Consider the following 21,930-nt stretch of genomic DNA (forward strand, 5'->3'; position numbering starts at 1 on the left):
ATTTAACGTAATTTTAGTCTGCAGCGTATCCCAAAATCGCAAAAACACTTAATAAAAGATTCATTCTCACCTTTTTCTCTGCTTCTTTTGCATAGGTTTCCTCATTTTTGCTCGGAACATAGAGCTCATAGAAATTTTTATTCCTGATGACAAATAAAGTGGATCCGATGATCATGGTAAGAATGTCTTCAGGTTTGGGCGTAAAAGTAAAAACTCCTGATGCGACACCTTTTTTAATGACTTCATCCAGTTTTTTCACAAATAGCTGATAGAAATCCAGCAGTTCATCTTTCAGATTCTCTGTATGACGAAGCTCCTGGGTCACGAAACCATGAAAATAATTATACTTGAAAAGCTGAGAAACAATATATTTAATCATTTCCCGTAATTGCATTTCAGGCTTACCATCCTTGATCGTATCTGCAAATTCTGAAAAATTCTCTCTTGTTTTCAGTACTCTGTACTGATAGAGATAGGACATCATTTTCTCTTTAGAACCGAAGTAATAAGAGATCATGGCGACGTTGATATTTGCTTTGGAACAAATATCTCTTACAGAAGTTCCCTCATATCCTTTCTTGGCGATGAGCTCTTCTGCAATATCCAATATGTGAATCTGTTTTTCTGTAAATTTTTTTTTCATGAAGTGTACTTTGAGTAAAGTTAAGAAATTTTTAACACATTTATAAACGATCGTTTAATAATTTTAAATTAATTCTGAAAATACTTACTTTTGAATATGGATTTTTTTGATTTTCATCATCATAAGAAATATATCAAAAACGGAATTTACAATATGAACATTGAGCAAATTCCGCCTGATTTCCCTTATTCTATTGGAATTCATCCCCAAGATATTGATGTTAACAATCTCGAACAGCAGTTTTCATGGATGAAAAGTATGATGTTTCAAAATTGTTTTGCCATTGGTGAATGTGGTTTAGATTCTTTAGTTTCTATAGATCAGAAAATTCAGGAAGACGTTTTTTTAAGACAGATCAGGATCGCTAATGAAGTCAAAAAGCCCATGATTATTCATTGTGTAAGAAAATTTTATGAGGTCATTTCTTTTAAAAAGAAAGCCGAGCAGCCCATGATCATTCATGGTTTTAATAAAAAACATCAAATTGCCGAAGACCTTCTTGCCAATAATTTTTACCTGAGTTTTGGAAAAGCTGTTTTGTATAATTTATCTTTGCAGGATATTTTGAAAAACACTCCATTAGACAAACTCTTTTTAGAAACTGACAATGAAGATTTTAGCATCGAAGAATTGTATGATAAAGTTTCGGAAATAAAAGGTATTTCTTTGGAACAGCTCAATGAACAAATTTTAGAAAATTTACACTCAATAAAAAATGGATAAGTACTGGTTGGAAAGAACGGAGCTTCTGGTAAAAGAAGAAGGCTTGGAAAAATTGAACAAAGCTACTGTTTTGGTTGTTGGCTTAGGCGGCGTAGGTTCTTTTGCAGCTGAATTTCTTGCAAGAGCCGGAGTTGGCAATATGACGATTGTAGATGGTGATACCGTAGACATTACCAATATCAACAGACAGCTACCGGCTTTACATTCCACCATTGGAAAGCATAAAGTAGAAGTGGTAGCTGAAAGACTTTTAGATATTAATCCCGATCTTAATTTAACCAAAATCAATGAGTTTCTAAATCCTGAAAGAATGGATGAAGTTCTGGATTCTGCAAAATTTGATTATGTTTTAGATTGTATTGACAGTGTAACGCCAAAACTTTGTCTGATTATCGCTGCCAAAAGAAGAAGGATAAAAATTGTAAGTTCAATGGGTGCCGGTGGAAAAACCGATCCAAGCAAGGTAATGGTAAGGGATATCAGCAAAACTGAACACTGCCACCTCGCAAGACAGGTAAGAAAAAGGCTGAAAAAAGTAAAAATTGACAAAGGAGTCCGTTGTGTTTTTGCCAATGACATACAGGATGAGGAAAGTCTGAAAATGACTGACGGGACCAATTATAAAAGATCTTTTTACGGAACAATAAGTTATATGCCTGCCATTTTCGGGTTGTATACCGCTTCAGAAGTGATTAATCATTTATTAAATCAGGATTAAAATATTTTCTCATGTATTTCACAGATTTTTAAAACGATTTTCATGTCTTAATGTGTGAAATATGCGGGAGAAAAATAAAAAAATATATTACATTTCGTAAATGACAAATTCCAAATATCCCAGAGCGGAAAAGCTCAAAAAAAACACAGAGATCAGTTTGCTTTTTGAGAAAGGTAAATGGAGAACAAGCGGAAACCTTAGAATTATTATTCTAAAGGATAAGCCCAACCTTTCTGTAGAAACTGCAAGATTTGGAGTTTCTGTTTCTAAGAGATATTTTAAAAGAGCAGTACACAGGAATCGTATCAAAAGGTTACTGAGAGAATGCTATCGTCTGAATAAAGATCTTTTCAGGCAAGCCTTTGGAGAAAAAACTATGGCAATGCTGTTTTGGGTTTCTTCTGAGATGCCTCCTAAATTTCAGGATGTGGAAGCACAGTTTATCAAACTCTGTGAAGCGCAGAAAAAATAATCTTTTCTTTAAAATAAAAAGATCTGTGAGACATTTTCTTGCAGATTTTTTTATTTCCCACAGATCACACAAATTTTCAGATAAGTATGTATAAAATATTTTTACGCTACAATAAACCACGAATTGCAAAGCTCGAGACTCGTATCACGTATCACTCGACCCCAAACTCAGACATTAGCAATACTCCAAATATCATATAGTTTTTGTATTTTTAGAGAAAACAATAAATCTGAAAATTAATATGTTAGATAACGTTCCCTATTTTTCTTATATCATCAGTGCATTTATTGGGATTGGATTAGCAGCTGCTACAGGCTTCCGGGTATTTCTTCCTATGTTTATTGTAAGCCTTGCCTCCTATTTCAACTGGATTCCCATGAATGAGCATTTTGAATGGCTTGCTGGTCTCCCTACACTTATTACAACAGGAATAGCCACTATCATTGAAATACTTGCTTATTACATCCCTTTTGTTGACCATTTACTGGATACTGTTTCTATTCCCATGGCAACAGTAGCTGGTTCCATATTATTTGCGAGTCAGTTTGCTGATCTTGGAACTTTCCCACAATGGGCTTTGGCATTAATTGCCGGTGGAGGTACAGCAGCTACCATCAGCTCTGGATTTGCAGGAATAAGGGCTGCTTCTACTGCGACTACCGGAGGTTTAGGAAACTCTATGGTAGGAACAACAGAGACAGCTGGTGCAGGTATCATGTCTGTTCTCGCAATGGCAGCTCCGGTAATAGCGGCCATATTTGCTCTAATCACATTAATTGTTGTTATTGTATTTGGGCGGAAGGCCTGGAAAAAATTAAAAAGCACTAAAAGCAATTCTCAGAAGTTATAAAATGAAAAAGGTACTGATGAGAACAGTACCTTTTTCATTTTAATTTTTACTTCTGAAGTCTTTAATATCTTTAATCTTGGATTCAAAATAGTCTTTCTTCTCAGGACTCTTTTTGATCAATATTTCAAATGCTTTTATGGCCTTTGTATAGAGTTTCTGTTCAAAATAAAGATTCGCCAATGTCTCTGTCATCAAATGTGAGATATCGTCATTCTTTTCTTTTACAACATAGGTACTTTCTTCTTTTAACTGACTGATTCTAGGGTTGTTTTCAATAAAGGTTTCAATAGCCTTTTCTTTAATTTCTGACTTTTCCTTTACAATTTCTTCTGTTCTGCCAATCTTAAGCCAGCTCTGCCACGTATTGATAAAACCTGGAACATTGCTGTCTATTGATGAAGGAGTAGTATTTTTCATAGTAACCTCCTGTACTTTTTCTACTACAGGTTCTTCTTTCTTTTCTTCAACCTTAAGGGTAGAAATATCGGTTCCGAAGAATGAAACATTCATTACGGGAACATCTTCTTTTAAAGTTTCTGTTACCGTTTTTTCTTCTTCAGTTGATTCACTTGGGGCAGCATTATCATCTTCAGTTTCTGAAGTCTCCACTACTGGCAAAACTTCTTCCTTAACAGCTTCTGTAGATTGTGTCTCTTCAGTAATACCTTCAGACTCAGTAACAGGAGCTGCTTCCACTACCAGAGATTGTATTTCGGGAGCTGATGCTTGTTCAGGTTTACTGATTAAAGAATCTGGCATATTGGATTCCACACTCATCGGTTTCCATGCAGACTGTACTTCAGAGGTTTCTTCTATCTTTTCTTCAGCCAACTCAGAATTAGTCTCTTCTACAGGTAATTGATTTTCAATAACTCCTTCCTGTACAGGTTCTTCTTTTATTTCTTCAGGCTTATTGTCACTGGTTGACCAGAAATGAAAGTTTTGAGTATCAGCGAAGCTAATTTCATGATCCTCAACTGTTTCAGGCTCTATTTCTTCCTCTTGCTGAGCAAGTTTAGTTTCCTTCATTTTTTTCTCAACCTCTTCAATCAGGCGTCTCATTTCCTCCTCATGTTTATTGATGTTCGGTTGGGAAATTTCAACAGTCTCCATTATTTCTTCGCTGTTAGCCTGGATTTTAACGTCTGGCATAAATGAATCTGTTCCATGGAAACTTACTTCCGCATCAGATATTTCCACTGAAGGCAATCCTTCATTACCATTTTCTTCTTTTACACCAGAAATCGGATCTTCATCGATGATGGTTTCCGGTGTAAAGTCTTCTCCGGCTTCTGCTTCAGCTTGTATTTTTTCCTGGTGAGCAGATTCTTCCTCAGAAACCAATTCAGTTTTATGGCCGGATTCCTCTTTTACAGGCTCTTCTTCTGCTGCTGCCTCACTATTTACTTCTGATACTAAAGGCGCTACTTCATGAAAACTGGTATTTCCTTCTTCTTCAATATTGTCTTCCTCTTTTTCTGAAGAAATCTGATCTTCGCGAATGATAGTTTCTGCCGTAAACGCCTCTCCATCATTCTCCTTAGTTTCAACTTGTCCGGATTCTACTTTCTCCCCAACCGGTTCTTCAACTGTAGACTCAGTCTTCTGGGTTACCAGAGTTCCAGATTCAAGGGTAGATTCAATATCTATGGTTTCAGAATTTTGGTCATTCAGGAAGTTTTCTTCTCCTTCAAATAAAATTCTGTTTCGTTCACCGTTTACATAAATGTGTTTAACTTCCTGTGCGGTTGGTAAGACACAAGTACTTTTCTCCTCTTCCAAAGGTTTTTCCAAAGAAACTTCTTCTTCTCTTCTGATGGGGAAGGATTGGATCTTTGGAGTAAATTGGGCAGGTTTTTCAATTGTTTTAGAAGGTTTCTTTTCTTCCACAATTTCGGGTTTCACCTCCTGTCTGATCTTTCCGTTGATCAGCTGATATAAAATCTTTTTATCAGTAGTATATGCAGCCGTTACAGAAAGCTCCTTCTGATAGTTTTCTTTTTCATACAGATGCACTCCATACAGATGAAGCGCCCTGATATTCTGAATATAAGGAAAAGTGTGAATCTCTTCTTTCAAAAGACCAAGGTCTTCTAACTGAATATTTTTCGGATTTTTTATTAATTCTAAAACTCTCGGATTCATCTTACCAATTCGCTACAATGTCGTTAAATATTTTATTAATAATTCTATCTGTTACCAGCTTTACCTGCTGGTCTTCGATCTGACTTAGGGATACATCACTGTTGAAAGCGGCTTCATCAGAATATGTTCTGTCAAAACTTGCATCCGGATGAATTTTATTTTCATAATGTACCTTTACTGTAATCGTAAGTTTATTCTGTGCCTGCTGAATCACTCCTCCAGAAGGGTTGGTCTGGGTATTGGAGCTGATGGTGGTAGGGGTAATGGAATAGTCTGTAATTTCTCCTTCAATCAGGATATCCGGATTTTCTTTTGTTCCTTTCAAAGTGGTTCTCTGAAGGAATCTGTTTTGAATCGCTGTAGAAAACTGTTGTGATAATGCAGGGTTTACAAGAGGAGCATTATTGGGAAATTCATTAATCTGAACTGTTTTCTCATCTGTAAGAGACGATCCCGTAAAGCTGTAGCATGAATTTAAAACTCCAAGCAATGCAAAAAGCACTCCCGTTAACAGTGATTGTTTCAAGCTGATATTGTTAATTTTAAAGTTCATTTTTAGATCCGATTTCAATAATTTCATCATACTCAATTTGTTGAATAGCATCTTCATAAGCAAAATAATTTGCTGTGTATAAGAATGGTAAGGTAAGAAAAATTCCTATCCCGCAAGCAACAATACCAATCTGGGACAAAATACTCACTACCAATGAGAAAAGAAAAATTGACAATAGATTTCCCTTGCTCATAATTTTGGAAATATTCCAGGCTTCTTTTACTTCTTTGATTCCTTTAAGACTGATTAACGGAATAATATAAAAGCCTTTTAGAACAAAGTAATATATAGCTGCTATTATTAAAAATATATAAGGAAACATAAAAAGTCCTACCATCGGATTGGGCTCATCCCTTCCGGAAATTGCTCCTGATATACCCAGCACAGCAAATAACGGGATATAAAGCAATAAAACACCACCAAAAACAATTAACTGCAACATAAAATAAGGCATGAAATCTTTGAAATCAAAAATATCTCCGGGACTTGCCGGCTGGTTTCTGTTCAGCCTCTGAAGGTATTTGTATAAATTACCCATTGCTAATAATCCACAGAATGGAATAATAGACATGATAAAGCATACTAAAAATGCTATAAAAATATTCCCGAAATCTTTCTTTAAAAGTTCGAAACCTTTGTTTATATATTCTCCGAGTTTAAAATTGATCGGCTTGGGTGTTAAATTGACTTTCATTATTTATGTTTTGCTAATCTTCCAGGTTATATTGTTTTATTTTTCTGTATAAAGTTCTTTGGGAGATTCCCAACTCATCTGCAGCTCTGTTCCTACGTCCTTTATGCTTCTCCAAGGCCTTGATAATCAAATCTTTTTCATTGTTCTGAAGAGAAAGAGATTCTGGTCTGTTTTCCTCAATTTCGATATCTTCAATATCTTCATAACTATCATCAGGACTAGAAATAATTGTTGGAGTCTGAACTGCCGGAGTATCGTTATTATTATCAAAATATAACAAAGATCCGGAATTCACCTGCGGCTGACTTTCAGGGGTATAAATCCTGTTGATCAGGTTTTTCTCATGGTTGCTCAGATCTGCTGTTCCTCTGTTCTTGATCAGTTCCGAAGTTAAGGATTTTAAATCATTAATATCATTCCTCATATCGAACAGAATTTTATACATGATCTCTCTTTCACTTCCGAAATCATTTTGTTTTGGAGTGCTTTGCGTATTGACCACCATTGGAAGATGGGTTTCCATAGGAATATACTCGGCAAGCTTCTCAGCAGTGATATTTCTGTTTCTTTCCACAACGGTCATCTGCTCTACTAAATTTCTTAGCTGGCGGACATTTCCCGGGAAAGAATAACTTTCTATATAATGAACAGCACTCTGCTCCAGCTCCAGTTCCGGCATTCTGTATTTTTCTGCAAAGTCAATTGCAAATTTCCTGAACAGCAAATGAATGTCTCCTTTTCTTTCTCTCAAAGGTGGCATATCAATCTGAACAGTATTCAAACGATAATACAAATCCTCACGGAATCTTCCATCGTGGATAGCTTTCATCATATTAACGTTGGTAGCTGCGACAATTCTCACATTGGTTTTCTGCACTTGTGAAGAACCTACTTTCATAAATTCACCACTTTCCAGCACTCTTAAAAGACGAACCTGAGTTTGTAGAGGAAGTTCTCCTACCTCATCCAAAAAGATGGTTCCGCCGTCTGCTACTTCAAAATATCCTTTTCTTGTAGCTGTAGCTCCTGTAAAAGCTCCTTTTTCGTGTCCGAATAATTCTGAATCTATGGTTCCTTCCGGAATGGCTCCACAGTTTACAACGATATAAGGCTGATGTTTTCTTCTGGATTCTGAATGAATGATTTTCGGAATAAATTCTTTCCCTACCCCACTTTCTCCAATCACAAGTACAGAGATATCTGTAGGTGCAACCTGGATAGATTTTTCGAGGGCACGGTTAAGTGCAGGAAAGTTTCCGATAATTCCGAAACGGTTTTTTATGTTTTGTAGCTCGTTGCTCATAAGTAAATTTTTGATTATTGACTGAATGTTAATCTTCTACAGCTCTTCAATCTGTTGTCTGTAGACTTTGTTAAAGTGATGAGTGTAGACATCTTTCATGGTCTTCCCTTCATCATACGTTTGTAAGGCTAACATTTTTAAATCCAAATAATCTTTGTTTCTGATCTTAGAAACTTTACTTTTAAAGTATATATTCTCAGCAAAGTCGTACTCTTTGCTTTGTTTTTCAAAATTTTCCAGGGCTCTGTCGTATCTTCCCAACTCGAAATAGGTAACTCCCAGCTGATAATGATCCAACATTCCCTTCACATAACTTCTGGTTACCAGAAGCCTTTCTATAATCCCCGCTGCTTTTTCTTTCTGTCCTAAAGCACTGTAGGACATCACTCTTACGATGCCCAGATTATAATCTCCGTTTTGAGACCTTCCAAAGCCTCCCGGATATTTTTTTAACTCTTCTAAATTCTGAATGCTTCCTGTGTAGTCTCTCAGAAACTGAAACTTTGTCCTGCCTCTGTAACCAAGGTGCATTTTAGGGTCTAAAGCAACGGCTTTATCAATTAGAATCTTCCAGGTTATGAAGTCCCCGTTTTTAAGATATGGAACTGCTTTTTCCATATAAGCATAGGAAAAATCGGGACACAATTCAATGTCTTTATCGAAAGCTTCCTGAGATTCTGCTAGACCTTGTAAATCTGAAGCCCAGTTGTATAACTCACACGCCTTTTTACAGTTCTCACCCTCTACTGCATTACAGTTGACCTGTGCAATAGTATTGGTGTAAACGATAAGTAACAAAAAGCTAAGGTAATACCTCTGAAACTTTTCCATTTTTAATTTTATAGGTTGAATACTGATAGTAAACTACTTTTAAACCTTCTATCTCTTTCAGACCTGGGCTCATATACCATAATCTGAACAGTACTGTCTTTCCTTCACAATTTACTAAAAATCTTACGGTAATATACCCGTTGATCTTTTTTTAAGAATATATATTTTCTTTTTTTAAGTTTTTCAGTGATGGTAACTTAATTTTATTCTACTGTCCTCCCTAAAAGCGTGCCTTGCGTATTATCATACACAAAAACGTTCACAATGTCACCTATTTTCTGTCCTTCCAGTTTATCGAAGACACATACGGCATTCTGAGAGTTTCTTCCTTTCCACTGATTTTTGTTCTTCTTGGAAATTCCTTCGATCAGGATCTGGTGCTCTCTTCCTACATAAGATTTCATTCTTTGTTTTGAAAGCTCACCCTGAAGGGCAATAACCTCAGCAAGACGTCTTTGTTTTACATCAGCCGGAATATTATCTTCCATTTTCTTGTGCGCCGGTGTTCCCGGTCTTTCTGAGTAGGCAAACATATAACCGTAGTCATATTCTACTTCTCTCATAAGACTTAAAGTATCCTGGTGATCCTCTTCTGTTTCATTACAGAATCCAACGATCATATCCTGAGAGAATGCGACTTCCGGAACAATTTCTTTTGCTTTTCTGATCAGATCAAGATATTCTTCACGGGTATGTTGTCTGTTCATCGCTTCCAGCATATTATTGCTTCCGCTTTGTACAGGAAGATGTACATATTTACAGATGTTGTCATGTTTTGCCATCATTCTGAATACGTCCAGACTCATATCCTGAGGGTTGGAAGTAGAGAATCTGATTCTCAGCTCCGGAACAGCTTTAGCCACTAAATCAAGAAGCTGAGCAAAATTAACGGCTGTTGCTTTCTGCATTTCAGAAGCTTTGGCAAAGTCTTTTTTAGGACCGCCTCCATACCAAAGGTAAGAGTCTACGTTTTGGCCTAAAAGGGTAATTTCTTTATATCCGTTATTGGCAAGATCTTTACATTCTTCAATAATAGAGTGCGGATCACGGCTTCTTTCTCTTCCTCTGGTAAAAGGAACCACACAGAATGTACACATATTATCACAACCTCTGGTAATGGTAACAAATGCGGTAACACCGTTTCCACCTAAACGAACAGGATTGATATCGGCATACGTCTCTTCTTTGGAAAGAATAACGTTGATGGCATCTCTTCCATCATCAGTTTCTTTTAAAAGGTTCGGTAAGTCTCTGTACGCATCCGGACCTACAACAAGGTCAACCAACTGCTCCTCTTCCAAGAACTTGGTTTTCAATCTTTCTGCCATACATCCCAGTACACCAACCGTCATATTCGGTCTTTCTTTTTTCAGATTTTTAAACTGAGAAAGACGCATTCTTACAGTCTGTTCTGCTTTTTCACGGATGGAACATGTATTTAAAAGAATCAGGTCTGCTTCTTCAACTTTCATCGTTGTATTATAGCCCTGTTCATTAAGAATGGATGCAACAATCTCAGAGTCAGAGAAGTTCATCTGACAACCATAGCTTTCTAAAAACAGTTTTTTAGAGTTCTCCGGTTTTTCTGCAATAGCAAAAGCTTCGCCCTGTTTTGTTTCGTCTATATATTTTTCCTGCACGATAATCAATTTAAGGTCCGTAATTTAAAATTACGAACGAATAAGTTTGCAAAGATACAAAATATTGTGACAGAATGTCAGGAGATTATCTGTATCTGTTATCATGGAAATTTTGATCCATTATTTTATCCTGATCTTCCAACTCTCTCTGTAGATCAAATTGTTGAAAAATTGGTTGAGTAATTTTAGCTCTAATTGAAATATTATTAAATGTAGCAGGATTCCATTTTCCTTTTATTCTAGACAGACTATTGATGATATCTTTCTTTTCATAGTCAAAAAAAATCACCTTCAATCTTGAAATCCTCCATTTCGCCATTCTCATTCACAACAAATGTCAACAAAGCTCTTTTGTCCTCGTTTTTCTTTACGAATTTTTCAAAAATAGACTTAACCTCAAATCCAAAAGCTTTTATTCCTTTTTTAAAAGTTGGGCCTTTCTTTTCGTTTTTACTTGGATCATCTTTGGAATTAACTAAATAAAAAGGATTTATTTCAATTTTGGCAATGGCTCCAATAAACTTTCCGTTTACTTTTGCCGGCATCCATTTTTTGAGATGGGGAATAATTTTACGGTTGAAATCAAATGCGCATTTATTTTTTTGAATTTCTACAGTATCAAAATCTTTAACATAATTGATGGATGAGTTTTCATGCACAAGAATCTGTACATTATACCGTTCTTCGCTTTTTTCGCAAGGCAACAACTTTTTCTCTTTAACAACCATTACCATCTCCTTAGTTAATTGATTTACACCTCCAACGTAAAAATCTTGGCCATAAGGATATTTATCCAAAACTTCATTTTGAGCAAAAATTAATTTTGTTGCAAAGAAAGTAATAAACAACAAAATTTTTTTAATCATGGTCATGTTTCATTTTATTTCTTTTTTCAGATCTTAATTGATCTCTTCACTAAATATCTCCCTGTGTTTAAATTTTGAAAAGAAAACCTTTGCATCTAATCAATATCCACAGACATTGAAGAGAAGTTCATTTTAACCTTGATCTGTGAAGCTACAGGCTGCCCGCCACAAGAGGCCGGAGTCCAGTTTTTCTTGATTCTTCTTACTACATATTGCATATCGTCAAAAAAAACTTCACTGTTCTGTACTTTAGGCATTCCTTTCACATCTACTACTTTTCCTTTAGCATCAAGCACTAAGGTAAATGTAAAATCTCCAGTCAAAGCATAGAAATCTGAATTCAGATATGCATACATATATTTGTTGAGAATTTCTTTATAGGCCGCGACACCCCCTTCGAAAGCAGCAGGTTTAAAATCATTACATTTTACAGCTACCTGCATAAAAGGTTCTTTGATATCTATTTTCAGAACATTTTTATTGCTTTCCCTGATAAAAGAATCATCACGGTCTTCCTGATCCTGCGCCAATGAAAAATTCATTACACATAAGGCTAAAAATAAAAATATCGTTCTCATAATTTTGTATACTAAATAATAAACAAAGGTAAATATTTAGCTTATTTATAAACAATAAAAACTTCACGCAAAGCATGAAGTTTCAGAATTTAAATATTGCGAATTCAATACAAGTTTTGAATTCATTATTTTTTAATCTTACAGTAACCCTTTAATGTGTTTATAATTACTTTTTACGGTTTCAAAAACCTCATCCATTTTACCTCCAAGCATCAGCTGGGCCATAGACTTTGTCATTCCCATAATCTGATCAAATTCAATCTTAGGAGGAAGGGCCAGTGCATTAGGATTGGTGAAAATATTCAGAAGATAAGGTCCGTTGTGATCCAGACATTCTTTGATGGCACTTTCTACTTCTTCGGGAAGATGAACATTTTTTCCCGGATAGCCCATCGCATGTGCTACCATGGCAAAATCCGGGTTAATCATATCGGTTTCATTATCTGGCATCCCGCCAACTTCCATTTCCAGTTTTACCATTCCCAACGTTCTGTTGTTGAAAACAATTAGTTTCACAGGGAGTTTATACTGAAAAATAGTAGCCATATCCCCTAAAAGCATAGACAATCCTCCGTCTCCACATAGAGCAATTACCTGTTTCTCAGGATGAGCTAAAGCTGCTCCGATAGCCATTGGCATTGCGTTAGCCATTGATCCATGATTGAATGAACCCAGCATTTTCCTTTCGCCTGTTCCTGTAATAAATCTTGCTCCCCATACACAGCACATTCCGGTGTCTACCGTAAAAATAGCATCATCCTTAGCAAGTTTGTCTAAAGTATGGGCCACATATTCCGGCTGAATAGCATTCTCTTTTCCAGAATCTTTCACATACTCCAACTGGCTTTCTTTCACTTTATCATAAAATGCCAGCTGCTCGTTCAGGAAATGAACATCAGTTTTTTCGTCAAGTAACGGCAATAATGCTTTGATGGTTTCTTTGACATCTCCGGCAAGTCCTAGCTCGAGTTTTGCTCTTCTTCCTAATCTTTCAGGACTTTCATCAATCTGGACGATTTTATTTTTTACAGGCATGAATTTCTGATAAGGAAAATCCGTCCCCAGAAGAATGACAAGATCAGCTTCATGCATGGCGTGATAGGCTGAAGGAAATCCTAACAGACCTGTAAGTCCCACTTCATTTGGATTATTGGGCTGAATAGCCATTTTCCCCCTAAATGAATATCCTACGGGCGCTTTTAACAGATTGGACAAAGCAATCACTTCATCACGGGCTTCAGCAGCGCCTATTCCGCAATAGATTGTTACTTTTTTACTATTATTTATCAGTGTTGACAAGCTTTTCAACTCCTCATCCGAAGGTCTTATGACAGGATTTGTTTTAAAGATTTGAGTGGAAGTAGAGCCTTCTTCGGCATCTAATTCAGAAACATCTCCCGGAAGACCTATCACCGCAACTCCTTTTTTGGAAATTGCATGTTGGATAGCAGTCTGTACAGTTCTCTGTACCTGCTCTGGCCGGGTAATCATTTGATTATAGTAACTACAGTCGTCAAACAGTTTTATCGTATTGGTTTCCTGAAAGTAATCCATGCCCATTTCATCACTGGGAATGGTGGAAGCAATGACCAGCATTGGAACATGAGAGCGATGAGCTTCATAAACTCCATTGATCAGATGAACGTGTCCGGGACCACAGCTTCCGGCACATACAGCTAACCCATCAAGCTCCGCCTCTGCAGCGGCAGCATAAGCTCCTACTTCTTCATGTCTTACATGAATCCATTGGATACTGCTTTTTTTGACTGCAATATTCAGATGATTAAGACTGTCGCCTGTTACAGCATAAATTCTTTTCACATTGGCATTTTCGAGCATTTCAACAATCTGCTCTGCGATGTTTTTTGCCATAATTACTCTGTTTTGGTGATTGTTTTTAGATGAAAATAGTATTTGAGAAGGAGAAAATCTTCCTATCTCTATCAAATTTAACGAATAAAGTTGAGACTCTATCCCTAACGCAATGTTAAAAACTTGTAATTTAATTTTGATTTTTTTCTATTCAAACCTCACGGGTTTTGAAAACCCGTGAGGTTTAATATTCCGCTGTAAAACAAAACAGCCACCTAAAAGGCGGCTGTTTATATTATATGTGGATTTTACATCACTATTTCAATCTGATTTCTCAACAGATCTTCAAACTCATCTCTTTTACGGATCAAATGAGCTTTTCCGTCTAAGAACAATACTTCAGCCGGTTTTAATCTTGAGTTGAAGTTTGAACTCATTTCAAAACCATACGCTCCTGCATTGTGGAAAGCAAGGATATCTCCTTCTCTTACTTCATTCAGTTTTCTGTCCCATGCAAAAGTATCGGTTTCGCAAATATTTCCTACAACAGTATAAATTCTCTCTGCTCCTTTTGGGTTAGAAAGGTTCTCAATCATGTGATAAGAATCGTAGAACATCGGACGGATCAAATGATTAAATCCGGAGTTCACTCCAACAAAAACAGTTGCCGTTGTCTGTTTAATTACATTAGCTTTCACCAATAAATATCCGCTTTTCCCAACTAAGAATTTCCCAGGCTCAAACCATAATTCGAATTTTTTTCCTGTAGATTTTGAAAATTCAGAAATTACTTTCTCTACTTTTTTACCTAATGTTCTCACATCAGTTTCTTCTTCACTGTCCTGATAAGGGATCTTGAAACCACTTCCCATATCCAGATATTTCAGATTCGGGAAATGCTCAGAAAGCTCCAGCATAATCTCCAATGCCTGAAGAAATACGTCCGGATCTTTAATTTCGCTTCCCGTATGCATGTGAAGTCCTTCAACATTCAGGTTGGTACTTTTCATCACTCTTTCAATGTGACGAACCTGGTGAATGGAAATCCCGAATTTACTATCGATATGCCCCGTTGAGATTTTATAATTACCCCCAGCAAAAATATGTGGGTTGATTCTTACTAAAATAGGATAAGTGTTCCCGTATTTATTCCCGAATTGCTCAAGAATAGAAATGTTATCAATGTTAATATGAACTCCAAAAGTCATTGCTTCTTCTATTTCGGCCAGGTCAACACAATTGGGAGTAAACAATATCTTTTCTTTCGAAAATCCTGCCTTCAACCCTAGTTTAACCTCGTTAATAGATACACAATCCAAAGATGCACCCAGGTTCTTGACATATTTAAGAATATTGATATTCGTTAAAGCCTTCGCTGCGTAGAAGAACTTCGTATGTTTTAAAAATGAAGAGGTAAGTTTTTCATATTGAATTTTGATGGACTCCGCATCATAAACGTACACTGGTGTGCCAAACTCATTGGCAATCTTTAATAATTCTTTTGAATTCATAATTTCATTTTAACATAAAAAAAGGCAGATTCTTCAGAAAAGAGCCTGCCACATTGATTATTTTTTATGCAAGACAACTCTTTTAAATATTCCAAACCTTAGAAAACTTTACAGCTCCCTTTTTTCCAGTTTTATTTTGTTTAAAATTTTGCATTGCTTTTATTTATTTTTTGCAAAAATACTATTTATTTTTTACTTTTTGAAAATTGATTGTACAACCATTGTCTTCAGAAGACAACTTGTAACGTATAGACACTCTTTTACTTCGGTAACGGTAATGTCTCAAAATCCCCACGAAGAAGAGCCAACTGCAGTTCATTATTCAGATCTGTGGAAGATAACGGAAGATCAATTTTCAACTTAGCCAGCTTACTCAGTGTCTGAATCTGCGTAAACAGCTCATAGAATCCAAAGGAAACCAATTTCCCGTTTTCTATGATTAAAAATAACTTTTCTCCTAATTTTCTTCCTGGTCCAAGCCAAAGTTCATTTCTTTTTCTGAATTCAATTTTTTGTTTCAAGACAGAAAAATCTTTAAATTCTTCCTGAGAACCAATAAACTGAACAGCTTTTGTTCCCTGGGTAAATGACCTGAATTTCAAGACTGGCTTCTCGGTTTTATTGAGCTTATTTTTCTCAACCACATATTTATTATTCCTGAAATATAGTCCGAAAGGTAAAACTTCTTTCTTTTTAATATTCTTGGAATTCAGTATCAGTTTGGCAATAATATCTGTTCCGGTAAGTTCAAAATTAATCTGCTCAACATCTTTCTGAATCTGTTCCCATTTTTTTGATTTGGAATTGAAAACCTTTTTGGAAAATTTGTTGATATCCTGAACATAATCAGAAAACATAATACGTCCACCTTCATCCTGAAAATAGACAAAACCTTTATCATTAGGAAGATCTTGAGTCAGCTCTTTGATTTTATTGATATACGTTTTGGCGTTAGACTCATCATGCTGCTTCTGAATGATCTCATTTTCGGTATCCTTTGAAATCAGAAGCTTGAAAAGTTCTAAGGTAGCTCTTGCATCACCTTCCGCCCTGTGATGGTTAGTCAATGGAATACCTAATGATTTCACCAGTTTTCCCAAGGAATAACTTACCTCATCAGGAATCAGTTTTTTTGCTAAAGGAATTGTATCTAAAGTATTGATTTTAAAATCATAACCAAGCCTTTTGAATGACTGGCGAAGCATCCTATAATCAAAATCAATATTATGCCCCACCAAAGTTGTATTTTGAGTAATTTCTATCACTCTTTTGGCAATTTCATGAAATTTTGGAGCAGTTTTGACCATTTTCGGGGTAATACTGGTCAGTTTTTGTACAAAAGGAGTGATATCACCTTCAGGGTTTACCAGAGATATAAACTGGTCTATAATTTTCTGACCGTCATATCTGTAAATGGCGATATCTATAATGCATTCATTTCTATAACCTGCACCATTACTTTCTATATCTATAATTGAATACATGAATGTTTTAACTGCTGTTTTTCTGGTTTAATATTTAAAACCGCGCTTTATTCCCCAATAAAATACGGTCTTATTTTTCTTTATTAGGTAAAGATAACCTGCTAAAATAACAAAAAATATATCAAAATACAGCAGATTGTCTTTCAAAATTATCTTCTTCTGCCTCCCAGACCGAACATTCCGAGAATAGCTTTTGCTCCTTCTCTCATTAATGTAGAGGTAAAAGTACGGCCAGCTTTACTTTGCAATACCTGTTCAAACATTCCAGGTTCTTCTTTTACCGGCTTTGCCTTTTGGTTAGGTGACGGGTTTTGTGCAGCCTGTTCCATCCTATTGGTAAGCATTTCATAAGCAGATTCTCTGTCAATTGCCTGCTCATATTTTGCTACAAGTGCTGATCTTGAAGTCAGATCAGAGATTTCCGCGTCATTCAAAACATCCATCCTTGATTCCGGAGAGATCAGATAAGTATGTACTAATGGGGTAGGAATTCCTTTTTCATCAAGTGCTGTAACAAATGCTTCTCCGATTCCCAAATTCTGGATCAGGCTGGAAGCATTGTAATATTCTGTGGTAGGATAGTTTTCAACGGCTTTGGTAATTTCTTTTTTATCCTTTGCCGTAAAACCTCTTAGGGCATGTTGTATTTTTAATCCAAGTTGGGAAAGTACATTTTCAGGGACATCACCAGGAATCTGGGTAATAAAATAGATCCCCACTCCTTTGGAACGGATCAGTTTTACCATCGTTTCAATTTGTGAAAGAAGGGCCTTGGAAGCTTCATCAAAAATCAGGTGGGCTTCATCAATGAATAATACCAATTTTGGTTTCCCGCTATCTCCTTCTTCCGGAAATGTCATATAAATTTCTGCAAAAAGAGAAAGCATAAAAGTGGAGAAAAGCTGTGGTTTGTTCTGGATATCTGCTACTCTTAAGATATTAACCACTCCTTTTCCGTCTCTTGTTTCCAGCAAGTCATGAACATCAAAGCTTAGCTCACCAAAGAATCCTGCCGCTCCTTGTTGTTCCAGAGCTACAATAGATCTTAAAATAGCTCCCAAAGATGCTGATGCAATAGATCCATAATTAGCTGCAAGTTCAGCTTTTCCCTGTGCATTATCCGTCACGTACTGCAGTACTTTCTTCAAATCGTTAAGATCAATCAATGGAAGTCCTTTATCATCACAGTATTTGAAAACTATAGACATGATACTTTGCTGGGTATCATTCAATTCAAGAATTTTGCTTAATAAAACAGGCCCAAATTCTGTAACCGTAGCTCTCAATTTTACACCTTTTCCTCCGGAAATACTCATGAGTTCTACCGGAAAACCTTGTGGATTATAAGGAAGCTGTGTTTTGCCATACCTTTCTTCAATGATTGGATTTATCTGACCTGCTTCTGCAATCCCGGAAAAGTCTCCTTTAATATCCAGAACCAAAGACGGAATTCCTGCGTGAGAAAGCTGTTCTGCAAACACCTGTAACGTTTTTGTCTTACCGGTTCCGGTAGCTCCGGCAATAAGACCGTGACGATTTATGGTTTTCAGAGGAATGGTTACATTGACTTCTGTCACCACTTCGCCATCCAACATTCCTTTTCCTAATATTATATGCTCTCCTTTTGGAGTATATCTAGCGTTAAGTTCTTCAATAAATTGTGTTTTGTCTGCCATTTGATCGCTTTTTTAACTTATAAATATAAAATTTTTTGTAAAATATGTGAAGATATTTTCTGAAGAACTTCTCTCCGCTTCTTTCGAAAATAAATTTGTCCTTCAATAATCAAATTTTAAACCACGATCATTATTTTTTTTCTGCCAGGAAGGATATAGGGACTAAACATGATATAAAACAGCATTTACCATTATCTTTATGTAAGGCATTCTTTTTGCTGAAAAAAACAACATATACTAAACGTACGTTTAACAAAGTATTGAAAGAAACTATCAATGGGATTTAACATTTCATTTAGAATTGATCTAATACTTCGTATCTTTAACTCATTAAAAAAAGACCCCAATGAAAATTGAACAAATATATACGGGCTGTCTGGCTCAGGGTGCCTATTATATTGTATCAGAGAATGAAGCTGCCATTATTGATCCGCTAAGAGAAGTAAAACCTTATCTGGATCGTCTGGAAAAAGACAATGTCACTTTAAAATATATTTTTGAAACTCACTTCCATGCAGATTTTGTATCAGGACATTTGGATTTAAGCAACAAAACAGGTGCTCCTATTGTATATGGACCTACTGCTGCTCCGGAATTTGACGCTATTATTGCTGAAGACAATCAGATTTTTGAGATCGGAAAAGTGAAAATAAAGGTCATGCACACTCCTGGGCATACGATGGAAAGCAGTACTTACCTTTTAATCGATGAAAATGGTGTTGAAACTGCAATCTTTACTGGTGATACGCTGTTTTTAGGAGATGTTGGAAGACCGGATCTTGCCCAGAAGGCAACTAATCTTACTCAGGAGGATCTTGCTGGAATTTTGTATGACAGCCTTCAGAGCAAAATCATGCCATTGGATGACAGCATCACTGTATATCCAGCTCACGGAGCCGGATCTGCTTGTGGAAAGAATATGCAGAAAGAGACAGTTGATATCTTAGGAAACCAAAAGAAAACCAATTACGCTCTTAATCAACCGGATAAAGAGTCTTTCATCAGAGAAGTTCTGGATGGCTTAACAGCTCCTCCAAAATATTTCGGGATGAATGTCGCTTTAAATAAAGGTGGCTATGAAAGTCTGGACGTTGTGATGAACAAAGGATTGCAGCCTGTAACACCTGAAGATTTCGAAGCTCTGGCAGAAGAAACAGGAGCATTAATTTTAGATACAAGAGGAGCTGCGGATTTCCATAAAGGATTTGTTCCCAACTCTATCAATATAGGACTGAAAGGTGATTTTGCCCCATGGGTAGGAACGCTTATTGTAGATGTAAAACACCCTTTACTATTAATTACTGATGAAGGAACTGAAGAGGAAGTAATCACAAGACTGAGCCGAGTAGGTTTTGACAATGTAATTGGTTACCTGAAAGGCAGTTTTGAAGCATGGAAAAATGCAGGTAAGGAAACGGATGAGATCAAAAGAATTACTCCGGCTGAATTTGCAGAACAATTTACAGCAGACGCTACAGTAATTGATGTAAGAAAACTTACGGAGTATTCCGCAGAACACATTGACAATGCTTATAACAAGCCACTAGACACTATCAGTGACTGGGCTCGTACCATTGATGATTCTGAACATTTCTTCCTGCACTGCGCAGGTGGGTACAGAAGCATGATTGCCGCAAGCATCCTTAACTCACACGGAATCAGAAACTTTACCGAAATCGAAGGTGGTTTTAACGGAATCAAAAAAACGGAAAAACTTCCAACCACAGATTTTGTATGCCAATCTAAGACCCTGTAAGACATGAAAATTCAGTTTTTCGGATTATTTTTAGCATTAACATTTACTCTAAATGCCTGCAAGACAAACTCTACAGCAACTGTTTCTACGGCTAACATCAAAGAAATGGTTAACAGCTCTGATGTAACATTGGTGGATGTCAGAATTCCGGAGCAATATGCCGCAGGAACAGCAAAGAATGCCATCAACATTCCTTTGGCAGAGATTCAAAACAATATAGAAACTCTAAAAGGTAAAAAAGTTGTTGTGTTTTGCAATAAAGGAATCCAAGCTGATCAGGCGATGGAAATTCTGAAGAAAAATGGTGTGGAAGCTTATGATGGTACAACCTGGAAAAATGTAAAAGCGATCCAGGATGAAACAAACAAAAATGCAAACTAATAAAACCAAAACTATGTCACAAAAATTTCAGGAAATCATAGATTCCGAAAGACCCGTACTTATCGATTTTTTCGCAACATGGTGTCAGCCTTGTAAAGTACAGTCTTCGGTATTAAATACAGTAAAAGAAAATATTGGCGAAGGAGCAAGAATTATAAAAGTAGATGTAGATCAATATCCTGCACTGGCAGCTCAGTATGGCGTACGTGGAGTCCCTACACTAGCCATTTTCAAAAAAGGAGAAATGCTATGGAAGGAAAGTGGTGTTCATGATGTGAACACATTAACGAACCTTCTGCAACAATATGTTTAAATAAAAAACAAAAAAATAATAAAGGCTGAAGTTCACATGAATTTCAGCCTTTATTATTTTTTATAGTTGAATGGAGAAACTATCCCGGTCATTTAAAAACTGGAAATGCTTTCTAAAATCGTTCAATTCTTCCATATATAATTCTGCAGATACAAGATTTCCCTGTTTCTGAGAAATTTCTTTTCCATCTCCAAAGAAGCAGTGAGAGCTTTCCTGATACAATAGATCATTTCCATCGGTCCCGATTCTGTTTAAACCAAATACAAAAGATAAGTTTTCAATAGCTCTGGCTTTCAACAGATGTTCCCATGCTCCTACCCTTTTCTCGGGCCAGTTGGCAACATATAATATGGCATCATAATCATCGTTATTCCTTGCAAAGACAGGAAAACGTAGATCGTAACACACCTGAAGCAGGAAACGTATTCCTTTATATTCAACAATTACTCTTTCCTTTCCTGGCGTGTATACTTTATCTTCTCCGGAAAAAGAAAACAAATGTCTCTTATCATAAAAAGTGATTTCGCCATCCGGCTTTACAAAGAACATTCTGTTGTAAAAATTGCCGTCCTGTTCTACCGGAGCACTTCCGCAAAATGCAGCATTTTTCTCTTTTGAGATTTTTTTCAAAAACTCCAGTGATTCATTATTTCTGTCCGAAACTTCAGAAGCATCCATACAGAAACCTGTTGAAAACATTTCAGGAAGCAGAAACAGATCTGCCTCCACATTGAGCAATTCGCTTTCTATACGCGCAAAATTCTCAGTTTTTTTTTTCCATATGATATCTAAATTAAGTCCTACAACTTTCATCTTTTATTCTTTTAAATTATTTCATATATGAAATATAAAAATACATCTTTTAACTTTACGAAAGTAGAATTAAATGGTTGAAGAATGCTTTAGTATTTAAAATAGAATTTATTTCTTAATAATTTATTAAAGTCAAGCATTTTTACAATATTGCCATTCTTTCGGTTT

General features: G+C 36.2%; 21 protein-coding genes. 7 read left to right on the forward strand and 14 right to left on the reverse strand.

The window, feature by feature from the left end; genetic code table 11:
* Positions 1-13: 13 nt before the first annotated feature.
* Positions 14-643: a TetR/AcrR family transcriptional regulator gene (locus RHP76_RS14130; protein WP_047428771.1), complete on the reverse strand. Its 630-nt coding sequence runs from the start codon at positions 641-643 to the stop codon at positions 14-16.
* 96 nt (positions 644-739) lie between these two features.
* Here RHP76_RS14130 and RHP76_RS14135 point away from each other — a divergent pair, with 96 nt between their 5' ends.
* The 4 genes from RHP76_RS14135 (at position 740) to RHP76_RS14150 (ending at position 3,406) form a co-directional block, all read left to right on the forward strand.
* Complete coding sequence (locus RHP76_RS14135) at positions 740-1,366, forward strand: TatD family hydrolase (protein WP_311228429.1); 627 nt, start codon at positions 740-742, stop codon at positions 1,364-1,366.
* Positions 1,359-2,084, forward strand: a complete 726-nt coding sequence (locus tag RHP76_RS14140; protein WP_062676073.1) for a tRNA threonylcarbamoyladenosine dehydratase — start codon at positions 1,359-1,361, stop codon at positions 2,082-2,084. The genes RHP76_RS14135 and RHP76_RS14140 overlap by 8 nt, the downstream gene beginning before the upstream one ends.
* A gap of 100 nt (positions 2,085-2,184) precedes the next feature.
* Positions 2,185-2,556 (forward strand): ribonuclease P protein component, encoded by a 372-nt coding sequence (gene rnpA, locus RHP76_RS14145; RefSeq protein ID WP_062676074.1) that lies wholly within the window; start codon positions 2,185-2,187, stop codon positions 2,554-2,556.
* Positions 2,557-2,797: 241 nt separating this feature from the next.
* Positions 2,798-3,406 carry a DUF4126 domain-containing protein gene (locus tag RHP76_RS14150; protein ID WP_120233291.1) on the forward strand — a complete coding sequence of 203 codons (609 nt, stop codon included), beginning with the start codon at positions 2,798-2,800 and terminating at the stop codon, positions 3,404-3,406.
* A gap of 39 nt (positions 3,407-3,445) precedes the next feature.
* Here the strand turns inward: RHP76_RS14150 and RHP76_RS14155 are convergent, their stop codons facing one another.
* From RHP76_RS14155 to RHP76_RS14210, 12 genes are all read right to left on the reverse strand, one after another.
* Positions 3,446-5,551 (reverse strand): DUF8458 domain-containing protein, encoded by a 2,106-nt coding sequence (locus tag RHP76_RS14155; protein WP_311228430.1) that lies wholly within the window; start codon positions 5,549-5,551, stop codon positions 3,446-3,448.
* A 1-nt stretch (position 5,552) separates the two neighbouring features.
* Positions 5,553-6,104, reverse strand: coding sequence for an LptE family protein (locus RHP76_RS14160; RefSeq protein ID WP_062676125.1), 552 nt, complete (start codon positions 6,102-6,104; stop codon positions 5,553-5,555).
* Positions 6,094-6,798, reverse strand: a complete 705-nt coding sequence (locus RHP76_RS14165) for a hypothetical protein (protein WP_062676077.1) — start codon at positions 6,796-6,798, stop codon at positions 6,094-6,096. Before RHP76_RS14165 ends, RHP76_RS14160 begins: the two co-directional genes overlap by 11 nt.
* Before the next feature lie 13 nt (positions 6,799-6,811).
* On the reverse strand, positions 6,812-8,101 hold the full coding sequence (locus RHP76_RS14170) for a sigma-54 interaction domain-containing protein (RefSeq protein ID WP_062676078.1): 1,290 nt from the start codon (positions 8,099-8,101) through the stop codon (positions 6,812-6,814).
* Positions 8,102-8,137: 36 nt separating this feature from the next.
* On the reverse strand, positions 8,138-8,932 hold the full coding sequence (locus RHP76_RS14175) for a tetratricopeptide repeat protein (RefSeq protein WP_311228431.1): 795 nt from the start codon (positions 8,930-8,932) through the stop codon (positions 8,138-8,140).
* A 203-nt stretch (positions 8,933-9,135) separates the two neighbouring features.
* Entirely contained in the window at positions 9,136-10,572 is a 1,437-nt protein-coding gene (miaB, locus tag RHP76_RS14180; RefSeq protein WP_120233296.1) for a tRNA (N6-isopentenyl adenosine(37)-C2)-methylthiotransferase MiaB, read from the reverse strand.
* Positions 10,573-10,847: 275 nt separating this feature from the next.
* Positions 10,848-11,438: a hypothetical protein gene (locus tag RHP76_RS14185; protein ID WP_311228432.1), complete on the reverse strand. Its 591-nt coding sequence runs from the start codon at positions 11,436-11,438 to the stop codon at positions 10,848-10,850.
* A gap of 95 nt (positions 11,439-11,533) precedes the next feature.
* Positions 11,534-12,016 carry a hypothetical protein gene (locus RHP76_RS14190; RefSeq protein WP_238590669.1) on the reverse strand — a complete coding sequence of 161 codons (483 nt, stop codon included), beginning with the start codon at positions 12,014-12,016 and terminating at the stop codon, positions 11,534-11,536.
* Positions 12,017-12,154: 138 nt separating this feature from the next.
* On the reverse strand, positions 12,155-13,888 hold the full coding sequence (locus RHP76_RS14195) for a thiamine pyrophosphate-dependent enzyme (protein ID WP_311228433.1): 1,734 nt from the start codon (positions 13,886-13,888) through the stop codon (positions 12,155-12,157).
* 248 nt (positions 13,889-14,136) lie between these two features.
* Positions 14,137-15,339, reverse strand: a complete 1,203-nt coding sequence (gene lysA / locus RHP76_RS14200; RefSeq protein WP_174525211.1) for a diaminopimelate decarboxylase — start codon at positions 15,337-15,339, stop codon at positions 14,137-14,139.
* Positions 15,340-15,599: 260 nt separating this feature from the next.
* On the reverse strand, positions 15,600-16,823 hold the full coding sequence (locus RHP76_RS14205) for a 3'-5' exonuclease (RefSeq protein ID WP_120233299.1): 1,224 nt from the start codon (positions 16,821-16,823) through the stop codon (positions 15,600-15,602).
* Positions 16,824-16,972: 149 nt separating this feature from the next.
* Positions 16,973-18,499, reverse strand: coding sequence for a helicase HerA-like domain-containing protein (locus tag RHP76_RS14210; protein WP_288442697.1), 1,527 nt, complete (start codon positions 18,497-18,499; stop codon positions 16,973-16,975).
* Between the two features lie 346 nt (positions 18,500-18,845).
* Here RHP76_RS14210 and RHP76_RS14215 point away from each other — a divergent pair, with 346 nt between their 5' ends.
* The 3 genes from RHP76_RS14215 to RHP76_RS14225 are packed head-to-tail and all read left to right on the forward strand — an operon-like array spanning position 18,846 to position 20,949.
* Positions 18,846-20,255 carry an MBL fold metallo-hydrolase gene (locus tag RHP76_RS14215; RefSeq protein ID WP_120233300.1) on the forward strand — a complete coding sequence of 470 codons (1,410 nt, stop codon included), beginning with the start codon at positions 18,846-18,848 and terminating at the stop codon, positions 20,253-20,255.
* Positions 20,256-20,258: 3 nt separating this feature from the next.
* On the forward strand, positions 20,259-20,636 hold the full coding sequence (locus RHP76_RS14220; RefSeq protein ID WP_062676088.1) for a rhodanese-like domain-containing protein: 378 nt from the start codon (positions 20,259-20,261) through the stop codon (positions 20,634-20,636).
* 13 nt (positions 20,637-20,649) lie between these two features.
* Positions 20,650-20,949: a thioredoxin family protein gene (locus RHP76_RS14225; protein WP_047424552.1), complete on the forward strand. Its 300-nt coding sequence runs from the start codon at positions 20,650-20,652 to the stop codon at positions 20,947-20,949.
* A gap of 60 nt (positions 20,950-21,009) precedes the next feature.
* Here the strand turns inward: RHP76_RS14225 and RHP76_RS14230 are convergent, their stop codons facing one another.
* Positions 21,010-21,762: a nitrilase-related carbon-nitrogen hydrolase gene (locus tag RHP76_RS14230; protein ID WP_276834482.1), complete on the reverse strand. Its 753-nt coding sequence runs from the start codon at positions 21,760-21,762 to the stop codon at positions 21,010-21,012.
* Between the last annotated feature and the right edge of the window lie 168 nt (positions 21,763-21,930).

The sequence above is a fragment of the Chryseobacterium sp. SG20098 genome (genome assembly GCF_031844745.1).
In the GTDB taxonomy this organism is placed as follows: Bacteria; Bacteroidota; Bacteroidia; order Flavobacteriales; family Weeksellaceae; genus Chryseobacterium; species Chryseobacterium cucumeris.